Here is a 12,251-nt window from a genome sequence, read left to right as displayed (position 1 = left end):
CATTGGAATAGTGCGATCGCCACCTCCCGACGTGGCGACGCTGAAAAAAACGGCTGCAAACATATGTTCTTGCAGCCACCCCCTCTAGCAGAATTCTTGTTATTTATTTTTGTTGTAGACGTCGAAGAACACGGCCGCCAGCAACACCAGGCCCTTGATCACCTGCTGGTAATCGATGCCGATACCCATGATGGACATGCCGTTGTTCATGACGCCCATGACGAAGGCGCCGATGACCGCGCCCATCACCTTGCCGACGCCGCCCGATGCCGATGCGCCGCCGATGAAACAGGCCGCGATCACGTCCAGCTCAAAGCCGGTGCCGGCTTTCGGCGTCGCCGTATTCAGGCGCGCGGCGAAGATCAGGCCGGCCAGCGCCGCCAGCATGCCCATGTTGACGAAGGTGTAGAAGCTCACGCGCTCGGTCTTGATGCCGGACAGCTTGGCGGCTTTTTCATTGCCGCCGACGGCGTACACGCGACGGCCGATGGTGGTGCGGTTGGTGACGAAGGTGTAGATCACCATCAGTGCGAACATGATGATCAGCACGTTCGGCATACCCTTGTAGGACGCCATCAGGTAGCTGAAGGCGATGATCGCCGCCGCGAACAGGATATTCTTCAGCAGGAAGAACACGGCCGGTTCTTCTTCCATGCCATGCTTGACCTGCTTGCTGCGACCGTGGACTTTCACCGCCAACAGGATTGCTGCCGCCGCCACGCCGACCAGCAGCGAAGTCAGGCGCACGCTGCCGGTATCGGCAAAGAATTCAGGAATGAAACCCGAGCTCAGCAACTGGAAGCCGCGCGGGAACGGACCGACCGACTGGCCTTCCAGCAACGCCAGCGTCAGTCCCTTGAACACCAGCATGCCGGCCAGCGTGACGATGAAGGACGGGATGCGGAAGAACGCCACCCAGTAACCTTGCGCCGCGCCGATGGCCGCACCGGCGATCAGGCAGATGATGGTGGTGAGGATGAAGTTCATCTCATAATTGACCATCAGCACCGCCGCCAGCGCGCCGATGAAACCGACCACCGAGCCCACCGACAAGTCGATGTGGCCGGCCACGATCACCATCAGCATGCCCAGCGCCATGATCACCACGTAGCTGTTCTGCAGCACCAGGTTGGTCAGGTTGAGCGGCTGCATCAGCGTGCCGTCGGTCATGACCTGGAAGAAGGCCATGATGGCGACCAGCGACAGCAGCATGCCGTATTCGCGCATGTTGTTCTTGAGAAAACCAACGTATTCCTTCTTCACTTCAGGAATCGTTTCCAATGCGGGCTTCTTGCTCATTTCAGTGTTCTCCATTCTTCACGTTCCTCTCGTTTCTTACGATGGCACGCATGATTTTTTCTTGCGATGCTTCCACGGCGTCGAACTGGCCGACGAACTGCCCTTCGTTCATGACATAGATCCGGTCGCACATGCCCAGCAGTTCCGGCATTTCCGACGAGATCATGATGATGCACTTGCCTTCCGCGGCCAGCTGGTTGATCAGCGTGTAGATCTCGAACTTGGCGCCGACGTCGATGCCGCGCGTCGGTTCGTCCAGGATCAATACTTCCGGATTGGAGAACAGCCATTTGCTGAGCACCACCTTTTGCTGATTGCCGCCGGACAGATTGACCACGCGCTGCAGCACGCTGGAACAGCGGATGCGCATCTTGCTGCGGAAATCGTCCGCCACTTTGAACTCGCGCGCCTCGTCGATCACCGACTTGTCGGAAACCGCACCGAGGTTCGCCAGCGAGATGTTCTTCTTGATGTCTTCATCCAGCACCAGGCCGTCGCCCTTGCGGTCTTCGGTCACGTAGGCGATGCCGTGGTTGATGGCTTTCTGGATCGTGCCGACGTCGATCTTCTTGCCGTGCAGATGGACTTCGCCGCTGATCTTGGCGCCGTAAGCACGGCCGAAGATGCTCTTGGCCAGTTCGGTGCGACCGGCGCCCATCAGGCCGGCGATGCCGACGATCTCACCCTTGCGCACGTTGAAGTCGATGTCCTTGATCACCACGCGTTCGGGATGAATCGGATGATGCACGCGCCACTGCTTGACCTCGAAAATGGTCTCGCCGATCTGCGGCTCGCGCTTGGGGTAGCGGTCCGCCATCTCGCGGCCGACCATGTTCTGGATGATGCGGTCTTCGCTGATGGCTTCCTTGCGGCAATCGAAGGTATCGACCGTGGCGCCGTCGCGCAGCACGGTGATGGAATCGGCGACCTTCGAAATTTCGTTGAGCTTGTGCGAAATCAGGATCGACGAAATACCCTGCGCCTTCAGTTCCAGCAGCAGTTCGAGCAAGGCGTCGCTGTCGCTTTCGTTGAGGCTGGCGGTGGGCTCGTCGAGGATCAGCAGCTTGACCTCTTTCGACAAGGCCTTGGCGATCTCGATCAGTTGCTGCTTGCCGACGCCGAGGTTGGTGATCAGCGTCGACGGCGGATCCTTGAGGCCGACCTTGGCCAGCAGCTCCTTGGCTTTGGCGTAAGACACTTCCCAGTCGATCACGCCGCCGCTGGCTTGTTCGTTGCCGAGAAACAGGTTTTCGGTGATCGACAGCAGCGGCACCAAGGCCAGCTCCTGATGGATGATGATGATGCCGACGCTTTCGCTGTCGACGATATCCTTGAATTCGCGGGTCTGCCCCTGATAGACGATGTCGCCGGAATAGGTGCCGTGCGGATAAACGCCGCTGAGGACTTTCATCAGGGTGGATTTGCCGGCGCCGTTCTCGCCGACCACGGCGTGGATTTCGCCGGTGCGCACTGCCAGGTTGACGTTGTTGAGCGCCTTGACACCCGGGAATGTCTTTTCAATTCCGCGCATTTCCAGAATTGTACTCATGTGTTCTGACCTCTTCTTCTGCTCCGGCCTGCCGTTGTGATGGGATGCCACGGGCCGTTTTTCCCGGTCGTATCTGCCGTCAAAAATCTGCCGTCAAAAAATGGCGGCGATGCCGTCTCCGGAAACACCAACCCCGCGCGCGCGGCGCGGGGCTGCTTTTTTGTCCGGCCGACATGCGCCTACCGGACCACACTCACTTAGCCGAACAAGCGAATTACTTCACTTGCGCTTCGGTGTAGTAGCCGCTGCCGACCAGCACTTCTTTCCAGTTGCTGACGTCGACGCTGACCGGCTTCAACAGGTAGGAAGGCACGACCTTGACGCCATTGTTATAGGTCTTGGTGTCGTTGATGGTTGGCGCTTTGCCCGACAATACGGCGTCCACCATGGAAACGGTGACCTTGGCCAGTTCACGCGTGTCCTTGAAGATGGTCGAACGTTGTTCGCCGCGGATGATGGACTTGACCGAAGGCACTTCCGCATCCTGGCCGGTCACGACCGGCATCGGCAGCTTCGGCGTACCGTAGCCGACGCCCTTGAGCGAAGAGATGATGCCGATGCTGATGCCGTCATACGGCGACAGCACTGCGTCGACGTGGGCATTGCCGTAATAGGCGCTCAGCAGGTTGTCCATGCGGGCTTGCGCAGTCGCGCCGTCCCAACGCAGGGTCGCCACCTTGTCCATGCCCATTTGCTTGCTGCGCACGACCAGCTTGCCCTTGTCGATGTATGGCTTGAGCACCGACATGGCGCCGTTGTAGAAGAAGAAGGCGTTGTTGTCGTCAGCCGAACCGCCGAACAGTTCGATGTTGAACGGGCCCTTGCCTGCCTTCAGGTCCAGCGCCTTTTCAATGTACGAAGCCTGCAGCACGCCGACCTGGTAGTTATCGAAAGTCGCGTAGTAGTCGACGTTCTTGGAGTTGCGGATCAGGCGGTCATACGCGATGACCTTGATGCCCTTGTCGGCGGCTTTTTGCAGCACGTCGGACAGCGTGGTGCCGTCAATTGCCGCGATGACCAGCACTTTGACGCCCTTGGTCACCATGTTCTCGATCTGCGCCAGCTGATTCGGGATGTCGTCTTCCGCATATTGCAGGTCGGTCTGGTAGCCCTTTTCCTTGAATACCTTGACCATGTTGTTGCCGTCGGCGATCCAGCGCGCCGACGATTTGGTCGGCATGGAAATCCCGATCAGGCCCTTGGTCTGGGCGCTGACTTGCGCGCTCACAGCCATCAGACCCATGCTCAGGCCGAGTGTCAGCCCGGCCAATACCGATTTGAGTTTCATGCTTCTTGTCTCCTAAGTTGTTTGTTGTTTTACTGGCAATGCAAAACATGCGGGGAAGGCTTAATGTTCTGCAAGGCCTCTACGATAACCACTAGAGCAATACATTTCTAATGATTTTTTTCATGAAACCAATATTGTTTTCAACATCACTTTTTGCGCAAATGCCCTAACTCGCGTCTGCAGCGTTTTTCTTCTACGCTGCCTGCGCGGCCGGCTTGACGGAACCGCCGCCGGCATTCGCATCTGAAGCCCTGGCCGCGCCCAGCGACATCAACCTTTGCGCCAGGCAGAACACGAACAGCAGCACGCCGATCACGATCTTGGTCCACCACGAGCTGAGCGTGCCGTCAAAGGCGATCAAGGTCTGGATCACGCCCAGGATCAGCACCCCGGTCAGCGTCCCGGCCACATAACCGTAGCCGCCGGTGAGCAAGGTGCCGCCGATCACCACCGCGGCGATGGCATCCAGCTCCGTGCCCTGCGCATGCAAGCCGTAACCGGACAACATATAGAAAGAGAACAATACACCCGCCAGCGCCGCGCAGAAACCGCTGAATGCGTAAATCGCTATCTTGGTGCGGCCGACCGGCAAACCCATCAGCAAGGCCGAATGCTCGTTGCCGCCGATGGCGTAGACGGCGCGGCCGAAACGCGTGTAATGCGCCAGATAGATCGCCAGCGCCAGCATCAGCACCGCAATCGCCACGCTGGGCGAGACGAAGGCGTCGCCGAACCCCAACTCCAGCCGCGTCTGCGACATCGCCACATACAAGGGATCGTCGATAGTGATGGAATTGATGCTGATCAGATAACACAGCCCGCGCGCCAGGAACATCCCGGCCAGCGTGACGATGAAGGGCTGCAGCTTGAAGAAATGGATCAGCATGCCCATCGCCGCGCCGAACAGGCCGCCCAGCGCCAGGACGCAGACGATCACCAGCAGCGGATGCCAGTGCCACGACTGCAGCAGCCAGGCCGAAATCATCGTGGTCAGGGCCAGCACCGAACCGACCGACAGATCGATGCCGCCGGACAGGATGACGAAGGTCATGCCGATGCCGATCACCAGCAGGAAGGCGTTGTCGATCAGCAGGTTCAACACCACCTGTACCGAAAAGAAACCGTCGTAGGCGACCGAGCCCATCGCGAACAACACCACCAGCAAGGCGACGGTGATCAGCGAGGTGAAGTACGGCGTCGCCAGCAGGCTACGGAAAGAAAAAGAAGCGCTTTTCATCATTTCACCGACTTGCTTGCAAAAGAGGGAAAACGCAGGCGGCGAAACTCCGGCGACTGCGACAGGCATACCAGGAACACCACCACCGACTTGACCACCATATTGACTTCCGGCGGCACGCCCAATGAGTAGATGGTGTAAGTCAGCGCCTGGATGATCAGTGCGCCGATCACGCTGCCGACCAGGCTGAACTTGCCGCCCGCCAGCGAGGTGCCGCCCAGCGTCACGGCCAGGATGGCGTCCAGTTCCAGCAGCAGACCGGCATTGTTGGCGTCGGCGCTCTTGATGTTGGCGCTGATCATCAGCCCCGCCATGCCGGCGCAGGCACTGCAAAAGATGTAGACGAAAAAGATCAGCGCCGCCGTGCGGATGCCCGCCAGGCGCGACGCCACGGGGTTGATGCCGACCGACTGGATGAACAGCCCCAGCGCCGTCTTGCGCATCAGCAGCGCCAGCACGATGAACATGCCGGCCACGATGAACAGCGAAAACGGCAACCCGAACAGATAGCCGCTGCCGAGATAGAAGAACGGCTTGTAGTACACCGTGATGATCTGGCCGTCCGTCATCAGCTGCGCCAGGCCGCGCCCGGCCACCATCAGGATCAGCGTCGCGATGATGGGCTGCAGACCCAGCGTCGCCACCAGCAGGCCGTTCCACGCGCCGCACAGGATCGCCGCCCCCATGGCGGCGGCAATCGCCCAGCCCATGGGAATATTGCTGGCATATTCCTGCACGCCGTTGTGCATCACCATGGTGCCGCCGATCAGCATCGCCGCGACCGTGCCGGAAATCGCCACCACCGCGCCCACCGAAATATCGATGCCGCGCGTCGCGATCACCAGTGTCATGCCCAGCGCCGCCAGCATCAGCGGCGCCGCGCGGTTGACGATGTCGATCACGCTGCCGTAGAGATGGCCGTCCTTGAACTCGATGCGGAAGAAACCCGGGATCATGAAGAAGTCGATCAGCAGCAGCACCGCCAGCGCTCCCAGCGGACGCGCCAGCGGGTGGCGCAAAGCATGACGCAACCCCGACAGCAGGCCACGCCAGCCGGCGGTATCGTTCTTGTCCTGCCCGGAAACCAGATTTGAATTCATTGATGCACTCACGCTGCTTCTCCCACGCTCTTGCCGACGCTCTCGCCCGCAATCACCTGCAGCACCGACGCATCGTCGAGCTCGCCGCGCAGGTACTCGCCACAACCCTCGCGGTCGCGCAACACCAGCATGCGATCGCTGCAGCGCAGGACTTCGGGAATTTCGGAAGAAATGAAAAGAATCGCCATGCCTTTATGGCACAGCGCCATGACGAAATCCATGATCTCCTGCTTGGCGCGCACGTCGATGCCGCGCGTCGGTTCGTCCAGGATCAGCATGTCGGGATCGGTCGCCAGCCAGCGCGCCAGCAATGCCTTTTGCTGATTGCCGCCGGACAGCGAGCCGATCGGGGTATCGATGTCGGGCGTCTTGATGCCCAGCCATTTGACGTAGTCGGCGGCGATCTGCTGCTGGCGCTTGCGCGGAATCACGTGCAGCAAACCGTTGCGCGCCTGTAGCGCGAGGATGATGTTTTCGCGTACCGACAATTCCAGTATCGCGCCTTCTGTCTTGCGGTCTTCGGAGCAGAAACCGATGCCGGCCGAAATCGCATCGCGCGGCGTCGAGAACTTCAGCGCCTCGCCCTTGATGCTGATGGTGCCGCTGTCCGCCTTGTCGGCGCCGAACAGCAAGCGCGCCGTCTCGGTGCGTCCCGAACCGAGCAAGCCGCACAGGCCGAACACTTCGCCGGCGCGCAAATCCAGGTCCTGCGGCGCGAGCGCGCCCTTGCGGCCGAGTCCGCGCGCTTGCAGGAACACTTCGCCGTCGCCGGCGGCCGGCGTGATGTGGGCGTTGGCAGCCAAGGCATTGCCTGCTGCAGTGGCATCGATCTGCGTGCCGACCATCTTGTTGACGAGGTCGAGGCGCGACAGTTCGCTGGCGGCATACTCGCCTTCGCGCACGCCGTTGCGCAGCACGGTGATGCGATCCGAGATGTCGTAGGTCTGGTCGAGGAAGTGCGTGACGAACAGGATCGCCATGCCTTCGTCGCGCAGGCTGCGCAGGACTTTGAACAGCAACTGCACTTCCGCCTCGTCAAGGCTGGATGTAGGTTCGTCAAGGATCAGCACGCTGGCCGACACGCTCACCGCGCGCGAGATCGCCACCATCTGCTGGATCGCCAAGGGATACGAGGACAGCGGCTTTTGCACGTCGATATGCAAATCGAGCCTGGCCAGCAATTTGGTCGCGCGGCGCTGCATCGTGGTCCAGTCGATGGGACCGAAGCCGCCCCACTTGCGTGGATAGCGGCCGATGAAAACATTCTCGGCCACGGACAAATTCGGGCACAGGTTCACTTCCTGATACACCGTGCTGATGCCGAGCTGCTGCGCATCCAGCGTGGATCCGGGCTGGATCGCGCGGCCCTTGAGCAGGATGCGGCCGCTGTCGGGTGGGTACACGCCGGTCAGCACTTTGATCAGGGTCGACTTGCCGGCGCCGTTTTGTCCCATCAGGGTATGAACTTCGCCGGGATAGAGGCGCAGGCCGACATCGGTCAGGGCCTTGACGCCGGGGAATGCTTTGTGGATGCCGCTCAGTTCCAGCGCCGGTTCGGCGCTACCGGTTACGGCAGACATGGCAACTCCAGACATGGCTGTTCCAGAAAAGAAAAGGCGGCGGGCCCAGAGCCTGAGCCCGCCGCGTAAAGCCTTTTTTAATGAAGGCCCAGGGGGATACTCCAGAGGAGGAGAACAACCGGGAGCGTCGCCGCCCCCGGCGATACGATCAGCACTGATTCAGAGTAGTCCCTGAATCACCGCGGATCAATATTTACGATTAGGAAATTCCTTGGCGGCCACTTCCGCAGGAAATACGCTTTCTTCCGTCGTGATGCGCTTCGGCACTTCCTTGCCTGCCTTCACATCCTTGGCGATCGACATCAATTGCGGTCCGAGCAGCGGGCTGCACTCGACGGTGACGTTGAGCTTGCCGGCCATCATGGCTTCAAACGCGCCCTTCACGCCGTCGATGGAGATCACAAGGATGTCCTTGCCCGGTTTCAGGCCGGCTTCTTCGATGGCCTGGATGGCGCCGATGGCCATGTCGTCGTTATGCGCGTAGAGCACGTTGATCTTCTTGCCGTCGGCCTTGAGGAAAGCTTCCATGACTTCCTTGCCCTTGGCGCGGGTGAAGTCGCCGGTTTGCGAGCGGATGATCTTCAGGTTCGGATTGGCTTTGATCTCTTGTTCGAAGCCTGCCTTGCGGTCGATTGCCGGGGCCGAACCGACGGTGCCTTGCAGTTCGACGATGTTGATGTCGCCGGCCGGCATGGTCTTGGCGCGCTCCAGCAGCCAGCGCGCGGCGCGGCGGCCTTCTTCGACGAAATCGGAACCGATGAAGGTCACGTACAGCGACTTGTCGGTCACGTTGACGGCGCGGTCAGTCAGGATCACCGGGATCTTGGCGGCCTTGGCTTCGCGCAGGACGGTATCCCAGCCCGACTCCACCACCGGCGAGAAGGCGATCACGTCGACCTTTTGCGCGATGAAGGAGCGGATCGCCTTGACCTGGTTCTCCTGCTTTTGCTGCGCATCGGCGAACTTCAGGTTGACGCCGGCCTTCTTGGCGGCATCCTTGATCGAAACGGTATTGGCGGTGCGCCATTCGCTTTCGGCGCCCACTTGCGAAAAGCCCATCGTCAGCGGTTTGTCCGCGGACATGGCGGAGGACATCACGCCCCAGCCCAGCCCCATGCAGATTGCGGCGCCCAATAGTGTTCTGCGTGTCATTTTCATTGCTTGTCTCCGGTATGTTGAATCACGGATCTGCATGACAGATCCACAGTACTGATTCTTTTGTTATGGATTGGTGCGTGCTCTTTGCAGGCCGCCCATTTGTTTTTACGACCTGTTTCCACTTCTTTGCGTATTCGCCAGGACCTTGCATCCTGCGCAATGTGCCGATCAATATTAGGAGCGTGAGAAATATCTATCCAATGAATTTTTAATGCTTTCCGATACCGAAACAGGCATGATGTTTTATCTCACTACATCCGTGACGGAATGCTGAAATCCAGATCATTTTTGATATCGATCTTTATAAATATTTCATTATTCCGCATCGGTAGCCGATGTTAGGATCGGCCCTGTTTTTATTCGGCCTGACAAGGCCCCAAGCGGAGCAGACCGCACAGCATCCGCCCCGATAATCGAGACAAGCAACCGAGACGCCATGACCACATCTCCAGCACCGCAGCGCGGCGGCGCGTCAGCCATTGAGACGCTCACCCTGCAATCCGGGCGGCAGCGCCTGAGCGTCCTGCCGACGCTGGGAGCAAGCGTCGCGGCCTGGGATCTGCAGTGGCGCGGGCAATGGACGCCGCTGTTTCGTCCTTGGGCGGGCAGCAGCGATCTCTATACGACGGCGTGTTTTCCGCTGGTGCCCTGGTCCAACCGCATCAGCGAAGGCGGCTTCATGCACAAGGGCATGCACTATCCGGTGCTGCAAAACCGTGCCGGCGAAAACTACCCGATCCATGGCGACGGCTGGCTGCAGGCATGGCAAGCCGAGGCCTATACCGACAACAGCGTGGTGCTGACGCTGAATTCGGAACAATACGACGGCGATCCCTACACTTATTCCGCGACGCAGACGCTGACCCTGCATGACGACGGACTGGAAATCGACCTGCAAGTCACCAATCGCGGCGCCGATGAACTGCCCTTCGGCCTCGGCCTGCATCCCTACTTTCCGCGCAATGCAGCGACGCGGTTGCAATCGCGCGCCGACGGCGTCTGGCTGTGCGGCGCCGATCCGATTCCGACCGAACATACGCAAGACTTCCCGGCGACCTTCGACTACAACCGGTTGGCGGCCGTGGATTTTCCTTTCGACGGCCCGCTGATCGACAATTGTTTCACCGGCTGGGACGGCGTCTCCCGCATCGACTATCCCGATCGCGGCCTGCGCATCGAGATGCGCATGGAAGACTGCAACGGCTACAGCCTGATGTATCGCCCGCCCGGCCTCGACTATTTTTGCCTGGAACCGATCACGCATCCCATCGATGCCTTCCACATGCCGGGCCGTCCCGGCCTGGTCGACCTGCAACCCGGCGCTTCGATGCGACTGCTCACGCATTTCAAGGTGAACGAACTCTGAACATGACACAAGCAATGCAAACACCTTCATCCACCGGCCTGATCGCGCTCGACTGGGGCACGTCGTCCCTGCGCGCCTATCGTTTCGATAAACAGGGCAAGGTCGTCGACAGACGCGCGCTGCCTTGGGGCATCATGAATCTGCCGCCCGCAGAAAGCGGCGCGGACACTACCATCGACGACAGCGCCGACGCCGGCTTCCGGCGCGCGCTGCAAGCCGCTTGCGGCGACTGGCTGCGCGAGGCTCCCGGCACGCCGCTGATCGCCGCCGGCATGGTCGGCAGCAAACAAGGCTGGCGCGAAGCGCCGTATGTGGACGTGCCGCTGGCCGTCGGCGATATCGGCAAGACGCTGACCACCGTCGACAGCGGCCTCGGCGCGCCGTTGCACATCGTGCCGGGCCTGCTGCAACGCTCGGCCCTGCCCAACGTGATCCGCGGCGAGGAGACGCAGGTCGCCGGCATCATCGACCAGTTGCAAGTCGACGAGTTGCTGATCGGCCTGCCCGGCACGCATTCAAAATGGGTACATGTGCATGCGCGTCGCATCACGCATTTCGACACCTTCATGACCGGCGAAATGTATGCCGCGCTGTCCAACCACACCATCCTCGGCCGCACCATGCAACGCGACGGCGCGCCTGACGATGCGGCCTTCCTGCGCGGCGCAGGCGTGGCGAAAACGGTCGACGGCCGCGCCGGCATGCTGTCGAACATCTTCAGCAGCCGCACGCTGGGCCTGACCGGCGAACTGTCGCCGCGCGCCCAGGCCGATTATTTGTCGGGCCTGCTGATCGGCCACGAAATCGCCGCGCTGCTGGCATTGGCCGATGGCCGGCTGCATGCGCGCGTCGCCCTGATCGGCGACGACATGCTGTGCCGGCGCTATCTCCAGGTGCTGGCGCTGTACGGCGTCACGCAGGTCGAGATCGCTCCCGCGGCCACCGAACACGGTCTGTGGAAACTTGCCCGGCACGCCGGCCTGATTGCCTGACCATCATTGCGTCACCAGGAAAACCGAACCATGCTGAAGAATCTTTTCCAACACGCGCTCAGAGATTGCGGCCTGATCGCCATCCTGCGCGGCGTGCGTCCCGACGAAGTCGAAGCCATCGGCAGCGCCTTATATGAAGCCGGTTTCCGCATCATCGAAGTGCCGCTCAATTCGCCGGAGCCCTTGCAAAGCATCGCCACCCTGCGCCGCACGCTGCCTGCAGATTGCGTCATCGGCGCGGGCACCGTGCTCAGTCCCGAAGCCGTCTTGGAAGTCAGGGAGGCCGGCGGCGAACTGATCGTCATGCCGCACAGCGACGCGCGCGTCATCGCCGCCGCCAAGGAAGCCGGACTGTGCTGCGCGCCGGGCGTGGCGACGGTCACCGAAGCCTTTGCCGCGCTGGCGGCAGGCGCCGACGTGCTGAAGATGTTTCCGGCCGAGCAACTCGGACCGCATGTCGTCAAGGCCTGGCGCGCGGTCATCCCGGCATCGGTGGCATTGCTGCCGGTGGGCGGCATCCTGCCGAGCAGCGTCTCGGTCTTCATCGATGCCGGCGCGTCCGGCTTCGGCCTCGGATCGGCGCTGTACAAGCCGGGCCTGACGGCTGCGGCCGTCGGCGAAAACGCCAAGGCCTTCGTCAGCGCCTGGCAAACCCGCGCGGCAGCCAGCGTGAAGTAAACAG

Annotated in this window: 10 protein-coding genes; 3 read left to right on the top strand and 7 right to left on the bottom strand. The window is 60.9% G+C overall.

Translation table 11 applies throughout. The annotated features are described in order from the left end of the window. Positions 1–99 precede the first annotated feature (99 nt). The 7 genes from mmsB to PMI16_RS04400 all read right to left on the bottom strand — a co-directional run bounded on the left by mmsB (position 100) and on the right by PMI16_RS04400 (position 9,211). Entirely contained in the window at positions 100–1,314 is a 1,215-nt protein-coding gene (mmsB, locus tag PMI16_RS04430) for a multiple monosaccharide ABC transporter permease (RefSeq protein WP_007876789.1), read from the bottom strand. After that, entirely contained in the window at positions 1,301–2,848 is a 1,548-nt protein-coding gene (mmsA, locus tag PMI16_RS04425) for a multiple monosaccharide ABC transporter ATP-binding protein (protein WP_007876788.1), read from the bottom strand. The genes mmsB and mmsA overlap by 14 nt, the downstream gene beginning before the upstream one ends. 214 nt (positions 2,849–3,062) lie before the next feature. After that, entirely contained in the window at positions 3,063–4,136 is a 1,074-nt protein-coding gene (chvE, locus tag PMI16_RS04420; protein ID WP_007876787.1) for a multiple monosaccharide ABC transporter substrate-binding protein, read from the bottom strand. Positions 4,137–4,329: 193 nt separating this feature from the next. Next, positions 4,330–5,373, bottom strand: a complete 1,044-nt coding sequence (gene yjfF, locus PMI16_RS04415) for a galactofuranose ABC transporter, permease protein YjfF (protein WP_034379133.1) — start codon at positions 5,371–5,373, stop codon at positions 4,330–4,332. Beyond that, positions 5,373–6,473: an ABC transporter permease gene (locus PMI16_RS04410; RefSeq protein WP_007876785.1), complete on the bottom strand. Its 1,101-nt coding sequence runs from the start codon at positions 6,471–6,473 to the stop codon at positions 5,373–5,375. The genes yjfF and PMI16_RS04410 overlap by 1 nt, the downstream gene beginning before the upstream one ends. Before the next feature lie 8 nt (positions 6,474–6,481). Beyond that, positions 6,482–8,053, bottom strand: coding sequence for a sugar ABC transporter ATP-binding protein (locus tag PMI16_RS04405; RefSeq protein WP_007876784.1), 1,572 nt, complete (start codon positions 8,051–8,053; stop codon positions 6,482–6,484). Between the two features lie 186 nt (positions 8,054–8,239). After that, the gene (locus PMI16_RS04400) at positions 8,240–9,211 is read right to left on the bottom strand and encodes an ABC transporter substrate-binding protein (protein ID WP_007876783.1); all 972 of its coding nucleotides are present in this window, start codon (positions 9,209–9,211) and stop codon (positions 8,240–8,242) included. A 436-nt stretch (positions 9,212–9,647) separates the two neighbouring features. Between PMI16_RS04400 and PMI16_RS04395 the strand changes: the two genes are divergently transcribed. The 3 genes from PMI16_RS04395 to PMI16_RS04385 are packed head-to-tail and all read left to right on the top strand — an operon-like array spanning position 9,648 to position 12,247. Continuing rightward, on the top strand, positions 9,648–10,577 hold the full coding sequence (locus PMI16_RS04395) for an aldose 1-epimerase (protein WP_007876782.1): 930 nt from the start codon (positions 9,648–9,650) through the stop codon (positions 10,575–10,577). 2 nt (positions 10,578–10,579) lie between these two features. After that, positions 10,580–11,569 (top strand): 2-dehydro-3-deoxygalactonokinase, encoded by a 990-nt coding sequence (locus PMI16_RS04390; protein ID WP_237719779.1) that lies wholly within the window; start codon positions 10,580–10,582, stop codon positions 11,567–11,569. A gap of 30 nt (positions 11,570–11,599) precedes the next feature. Continuing rightward, on the top strand, positions 11,600–12,247 hold the full coding sequence (locus tag PMI16_RS04385) for a 2-dehydro-3-deoxy-6-phosphogalactonate aldolase (protein ID WP_007876778.1): 648 nt from the start codon (positions 11,600–11,602) through the stop codon (positions 12,245–12,247). Positions 12,248–12,251: the final 4 nt, after the last annotated feature.

Source organism: Herbaspirillum sp. CF444 (assembly GCF_000282135.1).
Classification (GTDB): Bacteria; Pseudomonadota; Gammaproteobacteria; order Burkholderiales; family Burkholderiaceae_D; genus Herbaspirillum.
Note: the sequence above shows the minus strand (reverse complement) of the source record. Positions and strands in the feature narration are given on the sequence as shown.